Origin of the sequence: Azospirillum brasilense (assembly GCF_003349955.1) — a bacterium.
GTDB classification, from domain to species: domain Bacteria; phylum Pseudomonadota; class Alphaproteobacteria; order Azospirillales; family Azospirillaceae; genus Azospirillum; species Azospirillum brasilense_B.
In genome coordinates this window covers 39,924-63,758 of sequence record NZ_QLKQ01000043.1, presented here as the reverse complement: position 1 = coordinate 63,758, position 23,835 = coordinate 39,924, and the positions used below count along the sequence as shown (strand labels likewise).

The window sequence follows — 23,835 nt, the reverse complement described above, 5'->3', positions numbered from 1 at the left end:
GCGCCGGAGCCGAGGGCGGCGGGGGTCTCTCCTCGCGTTCCGGTTCGGAGGCGAAGGACTGGGCCGGCTCGTCGGAGGGCGGCGGCGCGTAGGTTTGCGGTGCGGTCTGTGGCGCGGTTTGGGGGGGAGGGGGCTGCGGGACGGATGGCGGTGCTGCTGCCGGAGTGCCGGTGGAGGGCAGGGCGCGCGGATCGGCGACGGTCCGCGTGGGACGGTCGTCGTCGTCCACCGGGCCGGTCTGCGTGTTGATGCGCCGGGCCTCGTCGCGGATGGTCAGCAGGGTGGAGACGGCGAACTGGAGCAGCGGCGCCATCGTCTCGGAATTCGCCAGTTCCTCCGCCGTCAGGGCGGCAAAGCGCTGGCGCACCTGCTCCACCGCGTCCTCGATGCTGTCGCGCAGGGCGCCGGTGTCCTGGAGGACGCGTTCCAGATCCTCCCGAAGGGCCGAAATCTCGCAGGCCTGGCGCAGCTCGTGGAAGCCGATGGGCGTCCCCGGCGTCCGCCCGGAGTCGGCGGTCCGCTGATCCTGGGATCGGAAATCATAGGGCATCTTCGCCAAACGCCGGACCCTATCCTGCGATCCCGGCGGAGACCAGGGAAGGCTGCCGTGTCACAGGTTTAATGCGGTTGAACATGGTTGGAAACCGTTTGCGCACCCCAATCGCTTGTACTATTTTTTCCGCACCGGGGGGAACGGAATCCTGCGGTATCACAAATCCTACCCACCCCCTCCCCAGAACCACGCAAAGCCGGGTACACACGGTGTCGATTGATCGCGCGGAACTGGAACGGCTCCTTGCCGATCGTCCGACTGGAAGCCGCTCGGCCATGCAGGCCGTCCGCGAAAGCTACGCCGACATCGGCCTGATGCGCGAGCGTGGCCTGTCTTGGGCGGACATCTCCGACGTGCTGGCCAAGCTGGGGGTCACCGCCCGCGACAACCAGCCGATCTCGCCCGTCACCCTGCGCTCCGCCTTCTTCCTCGTGGGGAACGAGGGACGCGACGGCGTCGCGGACGGGGATGCGGCGGGTGGCGCGACCCCGCGTGAAACGCTGGACGCGGTGCACCGCGCGGCCCTGGCCGCCGGGCAATCCACCGACCTGCCGGAACCGGCTGTGGCTGTGGATGTCGCGGAAACAACCGATGCGGCCGAACCCGGCGCACCGGACTCCGAAACACCGGAACCGGAGGGCGCGGCCGACGGCGCGCCGAAAGCCGGTCCGCTGGAATCCTCTCCCGAACCGGAACCGGAGCCGATCCCCGTTCCGGGGCCGGCGTCGGCCGCTGCGCCGGAGGAACCGACTCCGGCCCCGGTTCCGGACGTCTCCCGCACTCAGGCTCCGATTCCCAAAGCTCCGGACCCTCACGTTTCAACACCTCAAGATTCGACATCGAACAGACCCTGGAAAGGCGATCGCATGCTGGGCACCATCTTCGTTCTCAACGACCGCGGTGGCGTCGGCAAGACGCTGCTGTCCCATCACCTGATGGCGACCGCCATGCTCGAAGGCCTTCAGCTCAAGGTCGTCGAATATGAGGTGAACGAGCGCCTGAACCGCCTGTTCGGCCCGGAGGTGGTCGAGCACCGCCGCATCACCCAGGACTTCATGAACATGATGGGGTCGGGCGATGGCTTCTACGAGTTCTGGGACCAGATCGGTCCGGAGCTGCAGCGCGGCGGCCGCCTCTACGACTTCGGCGGCAACATCTCGCAATGGTTCTTCAACTGGGCCGAGGTGTCGGGCTTCGACTATTATGTCGGCGAGGGCGAGCGGCTGACCTTCATGGTGCCGGTCACCGTCGATCTGGCCTCGCTGTCCACCGGCATGAACACGCTGGAGCGCATCGCCACCATCGCCCCGAAGGCCAAGCGCGTCCTGGTCGAGAACGGCTTCTCCGGTCCCTTCTCGCAGCTCGACGACAGCCAGTACGCCCGCCGCAAGGCGGAGATGGTGGAGCGCGAGGGCGTGGAGGTCATCTCCATGGCGCCCTGCACGGCCCCGGCCTGGGCGCGCCTGACCGGCCACCGCATCGACGAGGTGGCGCAGATGACCCGCGAGGATCTGGTGAAGCTGGGCATGACCCCGCCGGTCGCCTCCCGCTCGCTGATCATCATCCACGAGTGGCTGCGCACGATGCGGCAGGCGCTGTCGCCCTACCTGCGCGACGCCTTCAACCAGTCCGCCGGCCCGGCCGCCAAGACCGGCGCCCGTCAGGGTGCGCTCTGAAAAGACCGCCGTCAGGGTGCGCTCTGATAGGACTGAGCATCGCCAGCGTGTGAGTACGGGGGCCTTCGCGGCCCCCGTTTCTTTTTGGAGTTACGCGAAGGCTTCGACCAGCGCCGCGAACTCCTGCGGGCGTTCGGCGTGCAGCCAGTGGCCGGCGCCCTCGATCATCTCGATGGCGGCCTTGGGGAAGTGGCGGCGGATGGCGTCGTGGTTCTCCGGCACGATGTAGTCGGAGCGGGTGCCGCCGATGAACAGGGTGGGGCCGTCGTACCGGGCGTCGCCCAGATCCGGGAAGCCGATCAGGTCGGCCATGCGGGCGCCGATGGCGTCAAGGTTGATCCGCCAGTGGAACGACCCCTGCTCCAGAACGAGATTCTGCAGCAGGAAGGAGCGCAGGGGGGCTTCCGGCACCGCGTCCACCAGCTGCGCCTCGACCTCCGAGCGGCGGGTGCAGCCTTCCAGCTTGGCCTGCTTCATCGCCGCTACGAAGGGGGCGTGGGTGTGGGTGTAGGCGACCGGCGCGATGTCGGCCACCGCCAGACTCTCCACCCGGTCGGGATGGGTCAGCGCCAGGGTCATCGCCACCTTGCCGCCCATGGAATGGCCGACCACCGAGGCCCGCGCGAAGCCGCGGTCGTCGAGGAAGCGCAGCACGTCCGCGGCCATCGCCGGGTAGGTCATCTCGTCCGACCAGGGGGCGCCGCCGTGGTTGCGCAGGTCCAGCGCGTAGACCCGGTGCCGCTCCGCGAAGCGCTTCGCCAGGGTCTGCCAGTTGCGCGCCGACCCGAACAGGCCATGCAGGACCAGCAGGGGGGTGCCGCCGTTCGCTTCGCCGGCTTCCAGATAGGTGAGGGGAAGACCCTGGGGCATGGACGTTCCGCTTGTCTGAAGGTGGGGGATGGGACAATGGGTGGGCGGCGATCCTAGCAGACCGTTTCCGCCCGCCGCCTTCAAATTCCACACGGGCCGGCATGCCGAAAGGCGTGACGCGGGCCGGGAAAACGCTAGGATGGCGCCGCCCATCAGAGGACCCGTACGCACCGTGCTCCGCAACATCCTGTCCGTCGGCGGGCTGACGCTGGTCAGCCGCGTCCTTGGCTTCCTGCGCGATGTCCTGACCGCCGCGCTGCTCGGCGCCGGGCCGGTGGCCGACGCCTTTTTCGTGGCGTTCCGGCTGCCCAACCATTTCCGCGCCCTGTTCGCCGAAGGGGCCTTCAACTCCGCCTTCGTGCCGCTGTTCTCCGCCAAGCTGGTGCAGGACGGGCAGGTCGCCGCCAAGCGCTTCGCCGAGGAGGTGATGAGTCTGTTGCTGGCGGTGCAGCTTTTGTTCCTGGCCGGCATCCTGGCGATCATGCCGCAGTTCATGACGGTCTTCGCGCCCGGCTTCTCCGACGAGCCGGAGAAGTTCCGGCTGGCCGTCCTGTTCACCAGCATCACCTTCCCGTACCTGCTGTTCATCTCGCTGGAATCGCTGCTGGCCGGCGTTCTGAACAGCATGGGGAGGTTCGGGGCGGCGGCGGCGGCGCCGATCCTGCTGAATCTGTGCCTGATCGCGGCGATGGTGCTGGCCGCGCCGCTGATGCCCACGGTGGGCCACGCCCTGTCCTGGGGTGTTTTCGCCGCCGGGCTGGCGCAGTTCCTCTACCTGTATTGGGAGGCGAGCCGGGCCGGGATGGGGCTGCGGCTGCCCTGGCCGCGCCTGACGCCGGACGTGAAGCGGTTCCTGACCGTGCTGGGGCCGGCGGCGCTGGGCTCCGGCCTGACGCAGATCAACCTGTTCGTCGACACGCTGATCGCCTCGCTGCTGCCGACCGGGGCGGTGTCCTACCTCTACTACGCGGACCGGCTGAACCAGCTGCCGCTGGGCGTCATCGGGATCGCGGTGGGGACCGTTCTGCTTCCGGAAATGGCCCGGCGCATCAAGGGCGGGGACGAGCCGGGCGCGGTGGAGAGCCAGAACCGGGCGGTGGAACTGTCGCTGGTGCTGACCCTGCCGGCCGCCGCCGCCTTCCTGGTCGCCGGTCTGCCCATCGTGTCGGTGCTGTTCCAACACGGCGCCTTCGGCCCGACCGACGCCGCGCAGTCCGCCGCCACTCTGCAAGCCTACGCGCTGGGCCTGCCGGCCTTTGTGGTGATCCGCAGCCTCGTCAACGGCTTCTACGCCCGGCACGACACGGCGACCCCGGTGCGGGTGGCGCTGGCAGCGACGGCGGTCAACGTGGCGCTGAAGCTGGCCCTGATGGGGCCGCTGGCCCAGGTCGGGCTGGCGGTGGCGACCTCCGTCGCCGCTTGGGTCAACGCGGGGCTGCTGGCGTGGCTGCTGACCCGGCGCGGGCTGTTCAAGGCCGACGCCCGGCTGCTGCGCAACCTGCCGCGCATGGCCATCGCGGCGCTCGCCATGGGCGGCACGCTGTGGTTGGTGCAGACTCAGCTGTCGTCCTGGCTGACCGCCCATGGGCTGTTCGAGCGGTTGGGCGGGCTGGTGCTGCTGGGCCTTGCCGGACTGCTGGTCTACGCGGTTCTGGCGGTCGCGCTGGGCCTGCTGCGCCGGTCGGACCTGGGGCGGTTTCGCCGGCGCCGCAAGAGCGTTTGAGGACTACGCCGCCGGCCCGTTCTTGACCGGGCGGGCCGGATCGGCGGTCCATTCCGACATCGATCCGTCATAGAGGCGGACCCCGTCGATCCCCGCCACCTCGCTCAGCGCGAACCAGGACACCGAGGCGAGGTGGCCGGTGTTGCAGAAGGTGATCGTCGACTCCCCCGTCCCGGCCCCATCCGCCAGCGCCCTCACCGCGTCGGCGGGGAGGAAGCGCTTCCCGGCGGCGGAATAGAAGGCGCCGTTTTCGATCAGCACCGCCCCCGGCAGCGTGCCCGGAACGCGGGCCTGCGGGCTCTTGGCCTTGCCCTCGAATTGCTCGGCGGAGCGGGCGTCCAGAAGCGGGATGGAGCCGCCGGCCACCGCCGCCGCGACCACGGGCAGGGGGGCGCGCAAGTCCTCGCGGGGGGCCGCGGTGAAGGTGGCTGCGGGGCGGGTGGCGGCGGCCGTGACGACGGGATGGCCGGCGTCGCTCCAGGCGGCGAAGCCGCCGTCCAGCACCGACACGCGGTCATGGCCCAGCGTCTTGAAGGTCCAATAGACGCGCGTCGCGTTCCCCATGTCGGCGGCGCTGAGGCCGCTGGCGACCAGAACGACGTGGTCCCCGTTGCCGATCCCCAGCCCGCCGATCAGCCCTTCCAGGACGGCAGCGTCGGGCAGCAGGCCAGGCACCCCGTCCACCGTCGCCCGCCAGCCGGCCTTGGCGTAGTCGGAATGGATCGAACCGGGGATGAAGCCGCCCGCCGGCGGCGTGCGCACGTCCAGAACCACGAGGTCGGGGTGGTCGAGGGCGCCCTTCAGCCAGGCGCTGTCCACCAGCGGGCGTTGAGAATCGGTCGTCATGGCTCTGCCTTCGCGGCTGGTTTCACGTTTGGCAGGCAGGGTATCAACACAAGGCGGCGCAGGAAAACCAAATCTGCGCTGTTGTTTCCCATCCTTGTCGCAGGCTGTGACGACGGTCGCCGTTGCCCCGGCGCGCCCGGTGCGGTACCTCTAGTCGGTTGCAAGGGTCCGGTGACCCGGGGTGAAGGAGGGCGGCATGGCCAACATCGACGATCTGCTGGGCGCCGGCTCGTCCGACGACATGAGCAGCGACGCCTTCGCCATCGGCGACGCGCCGGTCGAGATCAAGGTGGTCATCGGCACCGCCATGCTGCGCGTCCGCGATCTTCTGAAGCTCGGCCGCGGCGCCGTCGTGGAGCTGGACCGACACTTGAAGGACCCGACCGACGTCTATGTGGAGGGCGTTCTCGTCGCCCGCGGCGAGGTGGTCATCGTGGATGACAAGATCGGCGTCACCCTGACCGACTTCGTGAAATCCAGCCGCGAGTGGAAGCGCTAAGCCTTCTGCGCTTTGATGCGCTTGCGCAACGACATGTTCCGGGAGCGAAACGTCATGTTGCGTCCCCGGAACAATCATGATGCGGCTTCGCAACGATCCTTTGTTTAAATCGTCACTCGGCCGGCTCGGGGACCACGATGTCCAGCGGCGTGCCGGTGGCGTGGGCGTAGAGCATCAGGTCGTTCAGCAGCTCGGCCTCCTGCTCGCCGGCGTCCTTGCGGCGGATGGCGACCAGCTTGTCGAGCGCCTTGATGTTGAAGCCGGCGGATTTGACCTCGCCGCGCAGGTCCTTCAGGTCGGCCTTCAGGCCGTCGATCTCGTCCATCAACCGCTCCATGCGGTCGGCGAACTGCTTCAATTGGTCGGCGGCGGTGGTGTTGAAACCGGTCGTCACGACGGAACCATCTCCTTCAGGAACGGGGACCCCGCCGCCTTCGGCACCCTGCCGGGCCGCGGGGGGAGGCGCTGTTAGCACAGCTCGCGGCGCTTTGTCCGGGAACAACGCGCGTGGCTTGACGCGGCGTGGCCGGCAATGCTTTCGTGGCTGCGGCCGTCCTTGCGGCGCTGGAGAGCGAACACGATGTCCGACCTGCCGCCGCTTGGCACCCCGCGTCTCTTCTCGAATCCGCGCGCCGACACGGACCAGCCCTACGGGCCCGCCGAACGGGCGATCCTGAGCCGCGCCGCCTTCCAGGACGCGATGACGGAGATCGGCGCCTGGCCGGGCTACGCCCCGACCCCGCTGCGCTCGCTGGGCGGGCTGGCCCGCGCCGCCGGCATCGACCGCATCTGGTACAAGGACGAAAGCAGCCGCTTCAACCTGCACAGCTTCAAGGCGCTGGGCGGCGCCTACGCCGTTTTGCGCCTTCTGGTGCGCGAGGTGCAGGCCCGCGTGCCCGGCGTGCCGGTGACCGCGCTGGATCTGGTGGTCGGGCGCTACGCCAAGGTGACCCGCGGCATCACGGTGACCACGGCGACCGACGGCAACCACGGCCGCTCCGTCGCCTGGGGTGCGCAGGTGTTCGGCTGCGGTTGCGTCATCTACATCCCCGGCAACTGCTCGCAGGGGCGGCAGCAGGCGATCGAATCCTTCGACGCCCGCGTCGTCCGCGTCGCCGGCAACTACGACGACGCGGTGCGGCAGGCGGCGGCGGACGCGCGGGAGCACGGCCGGCACGTCGTCTCCGACACCTCCTACACCGGCTACATGGACATCCCCCGCGACGTCATGCAGGGCTACACCGTGATGGTGGAGGAGGCGATCGGCCAGCTTCCGGCCAGCGAGCGCCCGACCCACGTCTTCGTGCAGGGCGGGGTGGGGGCCTTGCCCGCCGCCGTCTGCGGCCATCTGTGGGAAAGCTGGGGCCGTCAGCGCCCGCGTTTCGTGGTGGTGGAGCCGCACGCCGCCGACTGCCTGTACCAGAGCGCCGTCAACGGCCGTCCGACGCCGTCCAAGGGCGATCTGGAGACGCTGATGGCCGGGCTGGCCTGCGGTGAGGTGTCCCTGCTGGCCTGGGCGATCCTGGAGCGCGGCGCCGACGATTTCCTGACCATCCCCGACGACGCGGCGGTGGCGACCATGCGCCTGCTGGCCGAGGGGCGCCATGGCGGGCGGCCCATCGTGGGCGGGGAGTCCGGCGTCGCCGGTCTGGCCGGCCTGCTCTGCGCCGCGGCGGACACGGCGACCCGCGCCAGCCTGGGTCTCGCCCCGGACGCCCGCGTGCTGGTCTTCGGATCGGAGGGAGCGACCGACCCCGATGTCTATGAGTCCCTGGTGGGCCGCAAGCCCGACGCGGTGCTGGGCGGCGCCTGACCGCCCGGCGGGAAACGGGGAGGAGTCGCTTTACTCGGCGGCGGGGGGAACGGCGGCAATGCGCGTCGGGACGAGGGCGGCCAGGATGCGCCCCTGGTCGTCCAACCGCTTTTCGAAGCCATCGAGACGGGTGTTCATCACCTTCAACTCCGACTTCACCATCATCATATCGGCCTTCAAGCTGCCAACGTCGGCCTTCAAGCTGCCAACGTCGGCCTTCAGGCCCCCAACATCGGCCTTCAGGCCCCCAACGTCGGCCTTTAGCCCGCTCACATCTCGGGCGGTGCCTTCGACGATGGCGATCAGCTTGTGCAGCAGAGGCTTCAGATCGTCGTTGTCGGCCATGGTCATCCTGCCTTCGTCGTGCCGCGTCTGGCGGAGCGGGTTGAGTTTATCAGAGGCGATGCACGCCGTGAAGCGCCGTTCCCACTCATGTGTAACCGCCCCGCTCTGGTCGCTTGCGCGAGCCCGGCGGGGCGGTCCACCATGGCGCCCCAAGAAAATCGGACCCCGCAGACTGGACACCAGGGAATGGACCGCAGAGACGTCAACCCGCTCGTCGCCGCCACCGAGGCCCCGCCCATCGCCGAGGCGTGGCGCTGGGTGGAAGGCCGCAGCTTTCCGGCGGACAAGCCGCTGATCGACCTCTGTCAGGCGGTGCCCGGCTACCCGCCCGCCGACGCGCTGACCGCCCATCTGGCCGAGCAGGTGCGGGCGCCGGACACGGCGCGCTACACCGCCATCGACGGCATCCCGCCGCTGACCGCCGCGCTGGCCCGGCGCACCGGGTCGCTCTACGGCGGCGAGGTGACGGCGGGCGAGGTGCTGATCACCGCCGGCTGCAATCAGGCCTTCGCGGTGGCGGTGATGGGGCTGGCGCGGGCCGGCGACAACGTGATCCTGCCCGCCCCCTGGTACTTCAATCACAAGATGACGCTGGACATGCTGGGCATCGAGGCCCGGCCGCTGGCGTTGCGCGAGGAGAACGGGCTGATCCCCGACCCGGCGGAGGCCGAGCGGCTGATCGACGCCGGCACCCGTGCGCTGGTGCTGATCTCCCCCAACAACCCGACCGGCGCCATCGCCCCGCCCGAGGCCATCGCGGCGCTGTACGAACTGTGCGAGCGGCGCAATGTCAAACTGCTTCTCGACGAAACCTATCGCGACTTCCCGGACTGGCAGGGGCGGGCGCCGCACGGGCTGTTCCAGCGGCCGGGCTGGCAGCGCACGCTGGTCCAGCTCTACAGCTTCTCCAAGGTCTACAGCCTCGCCGGCTATCGGGTCGGCGCGGTGATCGCCGACGCCGGCCTGCTGTCCCAGGCGCGCAAGGTGATGGATTGCCTCGCCATCTGCGCGCCGCATGTCGGCCAGAAGGCGGCGCTGTTCGGGCTGGAGACCCTGGACGGCTGGGTGGCGGAGAAGCGGGGCGACATCCTGGCCCGCGTCCACGCCTTCCAATCGGCGATGGAGGCCAGCGGCACCGGGTATCGAATCGCCAGCATCGGCGCCTATTTCGCCTATGTCCGGCACCCCTTCGCCGGCAAGCGCGCCCACAACGTGGCCGAGGGGCTGGCCCGCGATCACAACATCCTATGCCTGCCCGGCTCCATGTTCGGTCCCGGCCAGGACGATTACCTGCGCTTCGCCTTCGCCAACGTGGACGCGGCGGTCATGCCGGAGATCGCGCGGCGTCTCGTGGAAAGCGAAGCGTAAAAGACCTTAGCGGATCAGGTGGGTGACGATGTTGGCGCCCACCGCCGCCAGATGGTCGGCGTTGTCGCGGTAGTCGAGGCTGCCGGAGAAACCGCCGGCGGCCCGCACCCGCTCGATCCAGGCGGGGGCGGCGCCCAGCGCGACCAGACGCTTCACCATCTGGTCGGTGGAGCGCAGCGTCATCCGGCCGTTCTCGGCCAGACGCGGGGCGTGCACCATGAACTCGGCGGTCGGCGCGGCATAGCGCGGGTAGCCGGCCAGATAGAGACCGACGCACATGCTCTCGCAGGACTGCCCGCCGGCCACGCGGGTGGCGACGGCACGCCCGGCCTGCCGTTCCGCCAGCATCAGGTCGATCATGCGGTAGCCCGCGGTGGTGAAGCCGCCGGGGCTCGACAGTTCGACCACCACCGGCTGGCCCGCCGGCACGCTGCGCAGCGCGTCGGAGAAGCGCTGCTCCACGGCCGGGGTGATGATGCCATCCAGCCGCAGCGTGGTGGAGTCCAGCTGATCGACGCGGACCAGCGTGGCGTCGGGAAAGTCGGAGGCGACGGGAGGCGGCGCCGGGTTCGGACGGTTCACCGAGAGGCTGTCGGCGGTCGCGGCCCCGGACGAGCCGACGGCCAGCAGCAGCCCCAGAACCATCATGCGTGCAGTCGCGTGAACCGGCATCGAAACCTCCTTGCTCTGCGAAGGAGGGTGCCGGGAAATGCTTGCGTGATGGTTAACGCGGAGCCTGTCCGAACGTGCAACGTCCTTTGCCACAGGCTGTTTATGAAGGGAGTTGGTCGATCGGGCTGTGAATGGTGAAACAATTTTGCGCATTTTGCGCCGCGGCCTTGCTGATTCTGTGGGCCGTTCAGGGCTTATCGGCGGAATTGGTTAATAATGTGGCGCCGCGCCGCGGGTCGGACGGTTGCGGTGTGCCACCCCCGGCAACGGTGCCCGACCATGTGACCCTGGACGGGGCGGCGCGTGGGCTGATCGTGGCCGTGCCGGAGGGCTATCGCCCCGACCATCCGCACAGCCTCGTCGTCGCCTTCCACGGGCGGACCAACAGCAACGCCGAGGTGCGGCGCTACTTCGGCCTGGAAGGGCAGGCGGAGGAGCCGGCGATCGTCGTCTATCCCGCGAGCCTGAAGGACGCCCGCGGATTGAACGTCTGGTCCGATCCCGGCGACCCGCCGGACCGGCTGCGCGATTTCCGGCTGTTCGATGCCGTTCTGGAGAGCATGGCGGCGAGCTACTGCATCGACATGGGCCGGGTGTTCGTCGTCGGCCATTCGCTGGGCGGTTCCTTCGCCAACAGCCTCGCCTGCGCGCGGGGCGGGGTGATCCGCGGGCTGGCCAGCCTTGGCGGCGGCTCCGCGCGGCCCAAGGACTGCGGCGGGCCGGTCGCCGCCATGGTCCTGCACAACCCGCGCGACGAGCAGGTACCGGTTTCCGAAGCCCTGCGCCTGCGCCGTGCGCTGCTGGCCCAGGACGGGTTGCCGACGGGCAGCGAGCCCGACGAGCCGCACCGCTTCAACTGCCGGCGCTATGGCGCCGAAGGCGAGGAGAACCCGGTGCTGTGGTGCCCGCTGGCCGACGACCGCGCGCGCAATGGGCGCTTCTACCCACATCAATGGCCACAAGGGGTGGGGGCGGCGATCATGGCCTTCTTCGCGCGGCTGGACTGAGTCGCGCCATCCGCAGCAACAATTGTTGGCTGTGCCCATTGCCGAGGCCGCCTCATTCCGCCAAGATGCCGTGAAAACGACCATCAGGGACGGAACGCATTGATGTCAGACAGCGCCGCCGTGGCGGCCGCCCTGCGGACGGAGGGGGCGGACAAGGCCGCGCTCCGCCTGGACGGCGTGACCTGCACCTTTCCATCGCCCGACGGGCGCGGGCAGACCTACACGGCGGTCCAGGGCGTGACCCTGTCGGTGGCCGCGGGGGAGTTCGTGTCCATCGTCGGGCCGACCGGCAGCGGCAAATCCACCATCCTGAACGTCGCGGCGGGCCTGCTCGCCCCCAGCGCCGGGCGCGCCCTGACCTTCGGGGAACCGGTCGATGGCATCAATCCGCACGCCGGCTACATGTTCCAGGCCGACGCGCTGATGCCCTGGAAGTCGGCGCTGGAGAATGTCGCCGCCGGGCTGGAGTTCCGCGGCGTGCCGCGGCGCGAGGCGGAGGAGCGGGCGCGCCCCTGGCTGGCCCGCGTCGGGCTGGACCGCTTCGGCGACCGCTACCCCCACCAGCTCTCCGGCGGCATGCGCAAGCGGGTGGCGCTGGCCCAGACGCTGATCGTCGATCCCAAGATCGTGCTGATGGACGAGCCCTTCTCGGCGCTCGACATCCAGACGCGGCAGCTGATGGAGAACGAACTGCTCGACCTGTGGTCGGCGGACCGCAAGTCGGTGGTCTTCATCACCCACGACCTGGAGGAGGCCATCTCCATGTCCGACCGGGTGCTGGTGCTGTCGGCCGGCCCCGGCGCCCGGCTGATCGGCGAGTACCGGGTGGATCTGGAGCGCCCGCGCGACGTGGCGGAGATCCGCATGACGCCGCGCTTCCTCGACCTGCACCGGGAGATCTGGGGGCAGCTGCGCGAGGAAGTGCTGAAGGGCTACGCCCAAACCAAACTGAAATGACGTCCAAGCCGACGTGAGGACCCCATGGCCGTGGCCCGTGTGAAACGCCTGCCGAGCCGCCCGGTGATCCTGCTGCTGCAGGTCGCCGTGCTGATCGGTTTCTTCCTGATCTGGCACGTCCTGACCGCGACGAAGATCCTGAGCCCCTTCTTCTTCGGCACGCCGCTGGCGGTGCTGGAACGCACCTGGAGCGACTTCGCGTCCGGGGTGATCTGGTACCACCTGGGCATCACGCTTCTGGAGACCGCGCTGGCCTTCGTCATCGGCACGGTGGCGGGCATCGCCTTCGGTTTCTGGTTCGCCCGCGCCCCCTTGGTCTCCATCGTCTTCGACCCCTACATCAAGGCGGTCAACGCGCTGCCCCGCGTGGTGCTGGCGCCGATCTTCGCGCTGTGGCTGGGTCTCGGCATCTGGTCGAAGGTGGCGCTGGGGGTGACGCTGGTCTTCTTCATCGTCTTCTTCAACGTCTACCAGGGCGTGAAGGAAGTCAGCCCGGTGGTGCTGGCCAACGCGAAGATGCTGGGGGCGAGCAACCGGCACCTGTTCCGGCACGTCTATCTGCCGTCCGCCCTGTCCTGGGTCTTCTCCAGCCTGCACACCGCGGTCGGCTTCGCCATGGTCGGCGCGGTGGTGGGCGAGTATCTCGGCTCCGCCGCCGGCCTCGGCTACCGCATCCATCAGGCGGAGGGGGTGTTCGACACGGTCGGCGTCTTCTCCGGCATGCTGGTCCTAACGATCTTCGTCGTGGTGATCGACGCCGTGGTGACCGTCATCGAGAAACGCCTTCTGCACTGGCGCCCGCAGGAGGCGCAGACGACCAACGCGCAGGGATGACCGCGCCATATGGAAAGAAACCTGGGAGGGAAGCCATGCGTATGAAAAGCGTGATCGCCGCCGCGGCGGTGGTCCTGGCCTTCGGGATCGGCGGGGCGAACGCCCAGCAGGTCGAGAAGAAGGACCTGAAGCTGGCGGTCGGCGGCAAGCCGCTGCTCTATTACCTGCCGCTGACGGTGGCGGAGCGGCTCGGCTACTTCAAGGAGGCCGGGCTGAACGTCGAGATCAACGACTTCGGCGGTGGTGCCAAGAGCCTCCAGGCGCTGGTCGGGGGTTCCGCGGACATCGTGACGGGCGCCTTCGACCACACGGTGCAGATGCAGGCCAAGGGCCAGCCGATCACCGCCGTCGCCCTGCTGGGCCGCTATCCGGGCATCGTCCTGGCCGCGGTCAACAAGGCCGGCACGATCAAATCGATCAAGGAGCTGAAGGGCAAGAAGATCGGCGTGACCGCCCCCGGCTCCTCGACCAACTTCATGGTCAACTACCTGCTGACCCAGCACGGGATGACGCCGGAAGACGTGTCCTTCATCGGTGTCGGCGGCGGCCCCAGCGCGGTGGCCGCGGTGAAGCGCGGCGAGATCGACGCCATCGCCAACCTCGACCCGGTGATCAGCCAGTTGGAGGCCGACGGCGACGTCAGCACCATCGCCGACACCCGGACGGAAAAGGGCACGCTGGACACCTACGGCGGGCCGTATCCGGCGGCGGTGCTCTACACCACGCCGGCCTTCATCAAGGAGAACCCGAAGACGACCCAGGCGCTGGTCGACGTCTTCGTGCGGACGCTGAAGTGGCTGGATCAGGCCAAGACCGAGGATGTGCTGAAGGTCCTGCCGCCGGAATACTTCCTCGGCAACCAGACGCTCTACGCCCAGGCGTTCGAGCATTCGAAGCCGACCTATTCGCCCGATGGCCGCTTCTCCCAGGAAGGGGCGGAGGCCGCCTACAAGGTGCTGAAGGCCTTCGACAAGGCCGTGGCGGCGACGGACATCGACCTGTCCAAGACCTACACCAACGCCTACGTCGAGGACTCGCTGAAGCGCATCAAGTAAAGTTCCCTCTCCCCTCTGGGGAGAGGGTTAGGGTGAGGGGGTTGTGCTTTTGCCGAACATACCTCCATGCGCAACCCCCTCACCGGCCCTTCGGGCCACCCTCTCCCCAGAGGGGAGAGGGTTGATTTCATCGAATGAGATTTTTCGCGAACAGCCGATCCGTTCGACAATCCGGGGGTGCGACATTCCGTCACCGGCACCCCCGGTCTCCGCGCCGGTAGACTGGACCTAATTCGTCCTGTTTCGATGCGGAGCACCAACCCCATGACGGAAGTGATCTTTTACGGTCTGTCCGGCTGCACGGCCAACGCCAAGCAGAAGCTTCAGCTCCAGGCCGCCGGCCACACGCTGGTGGAGCGCGATCTGGCCGCCGAGCCCCTCACCGCCGAAACCCTGCGCCCCTTCTTCGAGGACCGTCCGGTCGAGGACTGGTTCAACCGGCGCGCCGCAGCGGTCAAGACCGGCGCCGTGAAGCCCGACGAGCTGGACGAGGAGTCGGCACTGGCCGCCCTGCTGGCCGACCGCGACCTGATCCGCCGCCCGCTGCTCCAGGTCGGGGCGGACCGCAAGGCCGGGTTCGACCCCAACACGCTGCACGCCTGGATCGGCCTGACCGCCTCCGGCGAAAGCTGCGACGACAAGCATTCGCGCGGCGTCTGCGACCACGGACATCACCATTTCCCGAAGCAGGGCTGAGCGCGGAATCAACTGGCGGGGAGATGGGGGCTGATGGTTGAATGCCGGGTTATGGACCGGCCCGACCAAGAGCTTGCGGAACTCCTCACCAGCCTGGGCGCGCGGCTCTCCGCCGCGCCGCCCGGCGCGCTGAACGATCTTCGGGAACCATTGCGCGCTCTGCGCGACCGGCTTTCGGCGGCCCTGGACGACCCGGTTCCCGACGATTTCCAGGGGCCGGGCGAGGCGCATTTCCGTTCCCTGCTGTCCGACGCCATCGGTTGCGTGTCCGAAGGCTTCGTGCTGTTCGGCGCCGACGGACGGCTGGTGCTGTGCAACGACCGCTACCGCGCCGCCTACCCGCTGCTGTCCGACCATCTGGTTCCCGGCGTCCGCTTCGCCGATCTGCTGCGCGTCGCGGTGGAGCGGGGGGCCGCCGGCGACGATCTGGGCGACCCGTCCGACTGGATCGCCGAGCGGCTGAACCGCCACATCCGCAGCGGGCCGCCGACCGACCATCAGCTCGGCGACGGGCGTTGGTACCGCATCAGCGAGCACGCCACGCGCTTCGGCGGCGTGGTCAAGATCCTCACCGACATCACGGAACTGAAGCGCCACGAGGAGGCGCTGGCCGACAGCGAGGCGCGCTACCGCCGGCTGGTCGAGATGGCGCCCTACGGCATCCTGATCTGGGATGGGCTGCGGCTGCGCTTCGCCAACCGCTCCGCCGCGCTGATTCTGGGCAACGGCGATCCCGAGGCCATGCTGCGCATCCCGCTGGTCGAGGCGACGGAGTTCGACGGGGTGCAGCGCCTGTTCGACTGGCTGCCCCCGCCCGGCAGCGGCCTGGAAGCCCCGCCGCCGGTCGAGGCCCGCTTCGTCACCGCGCAGGGCGCCCTGCGCGAGCTTGAGGTCGGCATTCACCCCTTCGCGGTCGAGGGAGAGGCGGCGTGGTTCCTCGTCCTCACCGACATCACCGGGCGCAAGCAGGCGGAACGCGCCATCCAGCAGGCGCAGAAGATGCAGGCCATCGGCCAGTTGGCCGGCGGCATCGCCCACGAGTTCAACAACATGCTGACGGCCATCGGCGGCTTCGCCCAGATGGCCCGCCGCGCCCCGCAGGACCGCCCGCGGGTCGAGCAGTGCCTGACCGAGATCGTCAAGGCGACCGACCGCGCCTCCGGCCTGACCGCCCAGCTTCTCAGCTTCGGGCGGCCCGGCCAGACCGACGCGGCGCGTCCCGTGCGCGTCGGCGCGGTGATCGACGATCTGCGCCGTTTCCTCGGCCCGACGCTGGGCGAGCGCCACCCGCTGCGGATCGGCGGCGCGGGCGGCGGGGCGGCGGTGACCATCGACCCGGCCCTGCTGCACCAGTCGCTGCTCAACCTCGTGCTCAACGCGCGCGACGCCATGCCGGAGGGCGGGCCGATCACCATCGCGGCGGAGCGGACGGACGATCTTGGAGTCACCATCACCGTTGCCGACACCGGTTGCGGCATCGACCCGGCGGTGATCGACCGCATCTTCGAACCCTTCTTCACCACCAAGGAGCCGGGGGCCGGGACCGGGCTGGGGCTGGCGCTGGTCTATTCCACGGTCGCGCGGGCCGGCGGCGACGTCGAGGTGGACACGGAACTGGGGCGCGGCACCGTCTTCACGCTCCGCTTCCCGACGGAGGAGGTCGCGGAACCGCAGGACGCGGACGCCCCCGGCCTGGACGCCTTCGGCCTGGACGACGCGTTCCTCCTCGACGCGGAGGACGACGAGATGGAGGGGCTGTCGATGGCCGCCACCGTCCTGCTGGTCGAGGACGAGGCGCAGGTGCGCGATTTCATCCGCCTGACGCTGGAGGACATGGGGATGAGGGTGGTCTGCGCCGCCGACGGCACCGAGGCCCTGCGCGCCTACGCCGACCATGGCGGCGCCTTCGACCTGCTGGTGACCGACCTCGTGATGCCGCAGCTCGGCGGGGCGTCTGTGGCGCGCACGCTGCGCCGGGAGAATCCGGACCTGCCGACCGTCCTGATGTCCGGCTACCCGCCGGAAACGGAAAGCCTGGACGATCTGCTGGCCGACCCGAAGTCGGGCGGGCGCCGCACCGTCTTCCTGCGCAAGCCGATCAACCCGGACGAGCTGGCCGACACGATCCACGCGTTGCTGATCTGATGGCGGGGCATCGATGAACGCCGTTCCCCCGTCCGCCACCCTGTCGACCGACGGCATTCCCATCGGCGCCTACGACGTCGACGCGCTCCTTGGCGAGCTGAGCGGCGATGCGCCGGAGGAGTCGGCGGAGTCCGCCGTCTGCGTCCGGGTCGAGGAGGTCTTCACCCCCGCCGCGCGATTCCTGATCGCGGAGGAGCTGGCCGAATTCCTGGAGGCGCGCGGCATCACCCCCACCGAATTCCTGCACAAGGTGGAACCGCAACGCTCCTTCCTCGACTGGCCGCGCCGCGTCCAGGTGCTGGAGCGGGTGGCCCAGCGGCAGTCCCGCCCCGGACGCCGTTCCCCCGCCATGCGGCTGGAGGAGCTGAAGCGGCTGGAACAGGAGGTTCTGGCCGTCACCGCCCGGCGCGCCCACAGCGGCACCTCCCTGTCCATCGACGCCAAGCAGTTTGCCGCCACCGTGGCCCAGACCATGGCGCGGACGCCGGGATTCGCCGGACGCCACACCATCGATTGCTGGCTGTCCGCCTGGGTGGGGGAGGGGCGCAACCACGAACTTCGGCTGGTGCGCATCCTGTCGCTCGACGGGGACGGGCTGTCCGGTGATGGGCTGTCTGGCGAGGGCATCGCCATCCTCGACCAGATCGTCGGGGAGATGCTCGCCAACGGGCTGGTGGTCGAGGCGCTGTTCGGCTGGGCCGACGGGCTGCGCGGCATGCTCGACGCCATGGCGATGGTCTGGCGGGGCGAGGCGCCGTCGCACCCCGACGCCCCGGCGGTGCTGCACCGCCTGTCCGCCTTCGTCGCCCGCCATCAGGCGCGCGCCGCCCGGCTGGGGCTGGAGGCCGGGGTTCACCACGCCCTGCTCGGCGACGCGCCGCTGTCCGGCACCAAGGCGGAGCCGAACAGCGTGGCGGCGGTGCTGGACGAGCTGTCGGCGATCAGCCTCCTCGCCGCGCGCCTGACGGTGAAGGGCGGGGTGATCGGCGGCGAGCGCACGACCCGGCTGATCGACCGGCGGGTGGCGCTGCTGCTGTCCGGCGCGCGGCTGGAGGCGGTGCTGCACGCCAAGAGCCACTACGCCCGCATCGTCGATCTCCTGTCCTTCGAGGGGGCGGTGTCGGGGGAGCGCAGCCGGCGCATGATCGTCGCCCACCTGCGCCGGCATCTCGAGGCCCGCGACTTCACCCAGCGCCTGTTCGAGACGGCCCGCACGCCGCGCGCCCGCATCAAGGCTCTGGCCGACCTGCAACGGCGCGTGGCGCGTTCCACCCTGCCGGACGGCCTGCGCGAACGCTACGTTCGCATGCTGGACGAGATCCAGAACACGTTTCTGCGCACCAACAAGGTCTTCGCCCGCATCGCCAAGGACCGCCCGCCCCACGTCGACGAGGTCATGGAGTTCGCCAGCCTGCTCGCGGAGGGCGCCTTCACCGAGGGGAAGTGCGTGGCGGCGGCGCGCGAGCTGGTCGGGCACCATGTCCGCTCCACCGCCTTCCTGCGCGGCTATCTCGCCCGCTGCAAGGACGCGACGGAGCAGCGGGCCGAGCGCTTCGCCCAGTTCTTCGCCACGCTGGCCGACGCCGGCCTGCCGATGCGCGCCATGAACACGCTGCGCGTCCTGCTGGCCGACGATGAGCCGGCCGCACGCGGCTACGTCGAGATGATCCTGCGCGACCTCGGCATCACCGAGCTGACCATCGCCCAGGACGGGCGCGAGGCGCTGACCCTGTTCGAGGAGCGGCAGGGCGCCTTCGACCTCATCGTCTGCGACTGGAAGATGCCGCGCCTGTCGGGGCTGGAGTTCCTGAAGCTGGTCCGTGCGGTGCGTCCCGACATGCCCTTCCTGATGGTCACCGCGCTCGCCACCATCATCGCGGTCGAAGAGGCCATGGCCCACGACGTCACCGCCTACATCGCCAAACCCTTTTCTCCCGAACAGCTCGAGGAGAAGATCCTGGTTCTGGTGAACCGGCGCTGAGCGGTGGAAATCGTATGCTCACGGTAGAATCCGTTCGTACGAAGGCGAACAGCGAAACCGGCTGTTAACGGCTCCCCTCCTATTACGGGTCTATGCAGATCGCGCCTTGCGCGGCGGTACACCCATGACGATGGAGCGGGGCTCCGTGGATCTTTCCGGCCGGGGCGGGCTGCCCCCCACCGACACCGACCTCGACGTCCGTGCCGCCCGGCCGGGCGGGGACGCGGCGGCGCGCCGCGGGTTGGGCGGGCTGACCGACCTGCTGTTCCTCATGCTCGGCGCCGCCGGCCTGCTGGCCGTGATGATGCCGGAGGAGGGGCGCGACCGGCTGATGCTGCCGCTCGGCGTGATGACGCTGGCGATGGCGGCGCTGGCCGTGCTGTCGGTGCGCCGCGCCCGCGCCGCGGCGGCCGCCCTGGACCGCTCCGCCCGCCTGCTGCGCGCCGCCAACGAGGAATTGGCCGGCAGCCGCCAGCGCTTCCGCGATTTCGCCGAGGCGGCGTCCGACTGGTTCTGGGAAAGCGCCCCCGACCACCGCTACACCTACGTGTCCGAACGGCTGCCGGAGCTTCTCGGCGGTGATCCGGCGCCGGTGTTCGGCGATTCGCTGCTCGACCTCGGCGCGCTGGTCGAGGATACCGACACCTGGCTGGATCATCTGGCCGACATCGAGGCCGGGCGGGCCTTCCGCGACCTGGAGGTCACGCTGCGCGACGGGGCGGGCGACACCCGTGTCTTCCGCATCAGCGCCCAGCCCTTCACCGACGCGGACGGGCGGTTCGCCGGCTACCGCGGCACTGGCATCGAGACGACCGCCGAGACGCTGGCCCTGGTCGAGGCGCGCTTCATGCAGTCGGTGGTGCACGACGCGCTGTCTAGCATCTCCGAGGGCTTCGTGCTGTTCAGCCCGGACGACCGGCTGATCTTCTGCAACGAGCGTTACCGCAGCGCCTACCCGAATCTGGCCGACGTGCTGGTGCCCGGCACCGCCTTCGAGGACATCCTGCGCGCCGGCGCCGAGCGCGGCGGGTATGAGGGCGACGACCGCGAGATGGCCGACTGGATCGCCGAGCGGATGAAGCGCCATCTGCTGCACACCGATCCGGTGGACGGCCGCCTGTCCGACGGGCGCTGGTACCGCATCAGCGAGCACGCTACCGGCTCCGGCGGCATCGTGAAGATCCTGATGGACATCACCGAGCTGAAGCGGCGCGAGGAGCAGCTCGCCGGTCAGACGGAGCGGCTGGAGGCCACCGTCAGCGCGCTCAGCGAGAGCGAGAAGCGCTACCGCCAGCTGGTCGAGCTGGCGCCCTACGGCATCGTCCTCTGGGACCGCCGGGCCATCCGCTTCGGCAACGCCGCGGCGGCGTCCATCCTCGGGGTGGACGGCAGCGGCGGGCTGGAGGGGCTGAACCTCAACCGCTTCATCGTCGAGGCGGAGACGGTGACGACGCGGCTGGGGCTGGGCGCCGAGGGCGACCACCAGCGGGTGGAATGCGCGATCGCCCGCCCGTCGGGTGAGCAGCGCCACGTGGAGATCGGCGCCTTTCCCGCGGTCTACCAGCGGGAGGCGGCGGTTCTCCTGGTGCTGAACGACGTGACCGAGCGCCGCCGCGCCGAGGCGGAGCTTCAGAAGTCGCAGAAGATGGAGGCGGTCGGTCGCATGGCCGGCGGCATCGCCCACGAGTTCAACAACATGCTGACCGCCATCGGCGGCTTCGCCCGGCTGGCCGAGCGGGCGCCGGACGATCCGGGGCGCGTCACCACCTGCGTGCGGGAGATCGCCAAGGCGTCCGACCGGGCCGCCGCGCTGACCGCCCAGCTTCTCGACTTCTCCCGCCGCCGCCCGTCGGACGAGACGGAGGTGGTGGCGCTGGCGCCGTTGGTGCGCGATCTGAAGGTCTTCCTGAAGCCGCTGATGAGCGCCGGAATCGATCTGGACATCCGCATCGGCGACGGGGACGCCCACGCCGTCGCGAACCCGGTGATGCTGAACCAGGCCCTCCTGAACCTCGCCCTCAACGCGCGCGACGCCATGCCGGACGGCGGGCGGCTGACCATCGCTCTGGACAGCGCCCTTCCGGACGGCGCCTTCTTCGAGCGCCATGGCGCGCTGGCGCACGGCCGCTACGCCGTGATCCGCGTCATCGACGAGGGCTGCGGCGTGCCGGAGGCGGTGCGCGACCGCATCTGGGAGCCCTTCTTCACCACCAAGGAGCCGGGCAAGGGCACCGGCCTCGGCCTGTGGATGGTCTACGGCACCGCCCGGCAGGCCGGAGGGACGGTCGAGATGGAGGCCGGGCCGGACGGCCGGGGCAGCGTCTTCTCCATCCATCTGCCCGCCGTTCCCGCTCCCGTCCAGGCCGGTTCGCCGGTGGACGGGCTGGGGCTGGGCGAGGACGAGGGGGCCGCGATCCTGCTGGTGGACGACGAGGACTCCGTGCGCACCTATGTCCGTCTGGCGTTGGAGGAGGCCGGCTGCACGGTGACGGAGGCGGTGGACGGGCTGGACGCGCTGGAGCGCTGGGACGAATGCGGCGGGCTGTTCGACGCCGTGGTGTCCGACATGTCCATGCCCCGCATGAACGGGCTGGAGCTGAGCCGCGCCCTGGCGGAGCGCAACCCGGAGCTGCGCATCCTCTTCCTGACCGGCTATGCGTCCCACGAGACGGCGGCGGACATGACGGCACAGCCGGGCCGCCGCATCGTCATGAAGCCAGTGGCCCCGGACCGCCTGATCGAGGCGGTGCGGGAATTGCTGGCCGAATGAGACGGGGTTAGGGCATGGCATCGGACCAGAGCATCGCGGACGGCCGGGACAGCGGCCGTGACCTGGACACGGATGGCGGAGGCGACACCGCCGTCTGCCGGACCCCGGAGGACTTCTACACCCCGCAGGGCCGCGACAGCATCGGCCGGCACTGCCAGCGCTATTTCGACGAGAACGCGCTGACTCCGACCGAGCTTCTGCATTCCCCCCGCCACCAGCAGAGCCTGTCCAACATCCCGACCTTCGTCGCCATCCTGCAGCAGGCGGAACGGGCGATGGACCGCAAGGGCGCGCTGACCGCCCTGGTCAACGAGGTCGCCCGGGTGACCCGCGAGAGGCTGAAGGACGCCCAGCCGCCGGACCTGACGCCGGCCACCTACGCCGCGACGGCGGAGCGGCTGATCGCCGCCCGCGACGCCTTCACCGGGCGCTTCATGGTCGATGCGGCGCTGACCACGCACCTGTACCAGGGCCGCAGCTTCGCCGAGAAGGCGCGGCTCCTGCTGGAGCTGGCGGACGGGCTGGAGGACGCCGACGCGCTGGCGCCGCTCGACCGGCTGCTCGGCGAGATCCTGCGCAGCGACACCGGCACCGCCTCCTGCTCCCTGGACGCGCTCTTCGTGGACCGGGTGGACATGATCGTGACGCTGATCGCCGGGGACAAGCCGCTGTCGGACGAGGCGCCGCCGGTCTTCCGGGGGCTGGAGACCCTGGTGCGCCGCACGGCCATGCCGGTGCTGAGCGACAGCCTGATCGTCGCGCTGCGCCGCGAACTGTCGAAGCCCGACCGCTTCACCATCACCAGCGCCGGCGACCTGTTCGGCGTGGAGGCGGTGCAGCGGGAGATCATGGCGCTGAGCCAGGTGTCGCAGCGGCTGCGCACGGGGGAGGGCTATTTCGGCGGAGCCCGGACGGAGGCGGCGCTCCAGCGGCGCAGCGCTCTGCTCGTCAACGAGGACACGCTTCCCGAGATCACCAAGGGGCGGACGCTGATGCAGAAGCTCCGCATCCTGTTCGTCCTGCAGAGGATGCCGCTGTCGCCCAGCGCCGAGCGGGCGGTGAACGGCTATCTGACCCAGTTCTTCGACGGGCGGGATTTCGCCGGGCGCCTGCTCGACTGCTGGAAGGAGAAGACCGAGAAGCTGAAGGGGCTGTCGGAGGTCCAGAAGCTCGTGCTCGACAGCGCCTTCGCGGAGGACGCCCGCGACCATATGGCCGGGCAGATCGACGAGATCCAGAACGCCTTCATCCGCACCCAGCGCCTGCTGAGCCCCCTTCAGGGCAAGGACGAGCCGAACCCCGACACGGTGCTGGAGATGGTGCGGCTGGCCGGCGACGGCGCCTTCTGCCGCGGCAAGAGCCGGGCGGCGGTCGCCAAGGCGCTGTACCGGCAGGTGCACCGGCCGCGCTTCGTGCGCTCCTTCCTGCTGGGCGCCACGGGCGGCAAGGAGCGCTCGGCCCGCGCCTCCTGGATGCGCGGGGCGCTGGGGGTGATCGGCGTGCCCTTCATCGACCTCGGTGCCATCCGCGTTCTGGTCGTCGACGACGAGGACGGGCCGCGGCACTTTGTCGAGTCGGTGCTGCGCGACCTCGGCATCGGCCACATCGACACGGCGTCGGACGGCCAGGAGGCGCTGCTCCGGCTGGCCGGGGACGGGGCGTACGACCTGATCGTCTGCGACTGGATGATGCCGAAGGCCAGCGGCCTGGACGTGCTGCGCCGGGTGCGCGAGGTGCGGCGCGATCTGCCCTTCCTGATGGTGACGGCGCTCGCCACCCTGAAGGCGGTGGAGCGGGCGCTGGCCCACAACGTCAGCGCCTACATCGCCAAGCCCTTCACCCCGGAGCAGCTCGAGGAAAAGGTTTTTCTCGTCCTGACGCAGAAATCGGCCCCCGGCGCGTGAGCGGAGCAACCAAAGCTGGTTGCGGCATTCTTTTGTGTCTCCTTTGAGTTATCTATTTTCGGGATGCGACACCAAAACAATCTCGATGGTTGCTCTGAAGTTGTTCGAATTTCTTTGAACG

Annotated in this window: 20 protein-coding genes; 14 read left to right on the top strand and 6 right to left on the bottom strand. The window is 69.7% G+C overall.

Going from position 1 to position 23,835, the window contains the following annotated elements; translation table 11 throughout:
- Positions 1-559: hypothetical protein (locus DXK32_RS19125; protein ID WP_114859971.1), on the bottom strand; the 559-nt coding region annotated here is incomplete at its 3' end.
- 269 nt (positions 560-828) lie between these two features.
- On the opposite strand from DXK32_RS19125, the gene DXK32_RS19120 reads away from it, so the two are divergent.
- The gene (locus tag DXK32_RS19120) at positions 829-2,229 is read left to right on the top strand and encodes a hypothetical protein (RefSeq protein WP_247877235.1); all 1,401 of its coding nucleotides are present in this window, start codon (positions 829-831) and stop codon (positions 2,227-2,229) included.
- Positions 2,230-2,319: 90 nt separating this feature from the next.
- Here the strand turns inward: DXK32_RS19120 and DXK32_RS19115 are convergent, their stop codons facing one another.
- Positions 2,320-3,099: an alpha/beta fold hydrolase gene (locus tag DXK32_RS19115; RefSeq protein ID WP_114859969.1), complete on the bottom strand. Its 780-nt coding sequence runs from the start codon at positions 3,097-3,099 to the stop codon at positions 2,320-2,322.
- Between the two features lie 172 nt (positions 3,100-3,271).
- On the opposite strand from DXK32_RS19115, the gene murJ reads away from it, so the two are divergent.
- Positions 3,272-4,822, top strand: a complete 1,551-nt coding sequence (murJ, locus tag DXK32_RS19110) for a murein biosynthesis integral membrane protein MurJ (RefSeq protein WP_114859976.1) — start codon at positions 3,272-3,274, stop codon at positions 4,820-4,822.
- Between the two features lie 3 nt (positions 4,823-4,825).
- Here the strand turns inward: murJ and DXK32_RS19105 are convergent, their stop codons facing one another.
- On the bottom strand, positions 4,826-5,668 hold the full coding sequence (locus DXK32_RS19105) for a sulfurtransferase (RefSeq protein WP_114859968.1): 843 nt from the start codon (positions 5,666-5,668) through the stop codon (positions 4,826-4,828).
- A gap of 196 nt (positions 5,669-5,864) precedes the next feature.
- On the opposite strand from DXK32_RS19105, the gene fliN reads away from it, so the two are divergent.
- On the top strand, positions 5,865-6,167 hold the full coding sequence (gene fliN, locus DXK32_RS19100) for a flagellar motor switch protein FliN (RefSeq protein WP_014240218.1): 303 nt from the start codon (positions 5,865-5,867) through the stop codon (positions 6,165-6,167).
- A 112-nt stretch (positions 6,168-6,279) separates the two neighbouring features.
- Here fliN and DXK32_RS19095 read toward each other — a convergent pair whose 3' ends face one another.
- The gene (locus DXK32_RS19095; protein ID WP_247877234.1) at positions 6,280-6,561 is read right to left on the bottom strand and encodes a DUF2312 domain-containing protein; all 282 of its coding nucleotides are present in this window, start codon (positions 6,559-6,561) and stop codon (positions 6,280-6,282) included.
- Between the two features lie 186 nt (positions 6,562-6,747).
- On the opposite strand from DXK32_RS19095, the gene DXK32_RS19090 reads away from it, so the two are divergent.
- Positions 6,748-7,980: a diaminopropionate ammonia-lyase gene (locus DXK32_RS19090; protein WP_114859967.1), complete on the top strand. Its 1,233-nt coding sequence runs from the start codon at positions 6,748-6,750 to the stop codon at positions 7,978-7,980.
- A 30-nt stretch (positions 7,981-8,010) separates the two neighbouring features.
- On the opposite strand, the gene DXK32_RS19085 is transcribed toward DXK32_RS19090, so the two are convergent.
- On the bottom strand, positions 8,011-8,325 hold the full coding sequence (locus DXK32_RS19085; protein WP_162801247.1) for a hypothetical protein: 315 nt from the start codon (positions 8,323-8,325) through the stop codon (positions 8,011-8,013).
- 186 nt (positions 8,326-8,511) lie between these two features.
- Between DXK32_RS19085 and DXK32_RS19080 the strand changes: the two genes are divergently transcribed.
- Positions 8,512-9,693, top strand: a complete 1,182-nt coding sequence (locus DXK32_RS19080) for an aminotransferase (RefSeq protein WP_114859965.1) — start codon at positions 8,512-8,514, stop codon at positions 9,691-9,693.
- Positions 9,694-9,699: 6 nt separating this feature from the next.
- Here the strand turns inward: DXK32_RS19080 and DXK32_RS19075 are convergent, their stop codons facing one another.
- On the bottom strand, positions 9,700-10,365 hold the full coding sequence (locus tag DXK32_RS19075) for an ATP-dependent Clp protease proteolytic subunit (protein ID WP_114859964.1): 666 nt from the start codon (positions 10,363-10,365) through the stop codon (positions 9,700-9,702).
- Between the two features lie 251 nt (positions 10,366-10,616).
- Here DXK32_RS19075 and DXK32_RS19070 point away from each other — a divergent pair, with 251 nt between their 5' ends.
- The 9 genes from DXK32_RS19070 (at position 10,617) to DXK32_RS19030 (ending at position 23,714) form a co-directional block, all read left to right on the top strand.
- Entirely contained in the window at positions 10,617-11,372 is a 756-nt protein-coding gene (locus tag DXK32_RS19070; RefSeq protein ID WP_162801250.1) for an alpha/beta hydrolase family esterase, read from the top strand.
- A 102-nt stretch (positions 11,373-11,474) separates the two neighbouring features.
- Positions 11,475-12,329 (top strand): ABC transporter ATP-binding protein, encoded by an 855-nt coding sequence (locus tag DXK32_RS19065; protein WP_014240224.1) that lies wholly within the window; start codon positions 11,475-11,477, stop codon positions 12,327-12,329.
- A gap of 24 nt (positions 12,330-12,353) precedes the next feature.
- Positions 12,354-13,163, top strand: a complete 810-nt coding sequence (locus tag DXK32_RS19060; RefSeq protein ID WP_014240225.1) for an ABC transporter permease — start codon at positions 12,354-12,356, stop codon at positions 13,161-13,163.
- A gap of 35 nt (positions 13,164-13,198) precedes the next feature.
- Positions 13,199-14,218: an ABC transporter substrate-binding protein gene (locus DXK32_RS19055; RefSeq protein WP_114859962.1), complete on the top strand. Its 1,020-nt coding sequence runs from the start codon at positions 13,199-13,201 to the stop codon at positions 14,216-14,218.
- 264 nt (positions 14,219-14,482) lie between these two features.
- Complete coding sequence (locus DXK32_RS19050) at positions 14,483-14,914, top strand: ArsC/Spx/MgsR family protein (RefSeq protein WP_035673230.1); 432 nt, start codon at positions 14,483-14,485, stop codon at positions 14,912-14,914.
- Between the two features lie 33 nt (positions 14,915-14,947).
- Positions 14,948-17,059 carry an ATP-binding protein gene (locus DXK32_RS19045; protein WP_114859961.1) on the top strand — a complete coding sequence of 704 codons (2,112 nt, stop codon included), beginning with the start codon at positions 14,948-14,950 and terminating at the stop codon, positions 17,057-17,059.
- A 13-nt stretch (positions 17,060-17,072) separates the two neighbouring features.
- Positions 17,073-19,040, top strand: coding sequence for a response regulator (locus DXK32_RS19040; protein ID WP_114859960.1), 1,968 nt, complete (start codon positions 17,073-17,075; stop codon positions 19,038-19,040).
- A 145-nt stretch (positions 19,041-19,185) separates the two neighbouring features.
- On the top strand, positions 19,186-21,810 hold the full coding sequence (locus tag DXK32_RS19035) for a hybrid sensor histidine kinase/response regulator (RefSeq protein ID WP_247877233.1): 2,625 nt from the start codon (positions 19,186-19,188) through the stop codon (positions 21,808-21,810).
- Positions 21,811-21,824: 14 nt separating this feature from the next.
- Positions 21,825-23,714, top strand: coding sequence for a response regulator (locus DXK32_RS19030; protein WP_114859959.1), 1,890 nt, complete (start codon positions 21,825-21,827; stop codon positions 23,712-23,714).
- Positions 23,715-23,835: the final 121 nt, after the last annotated feature.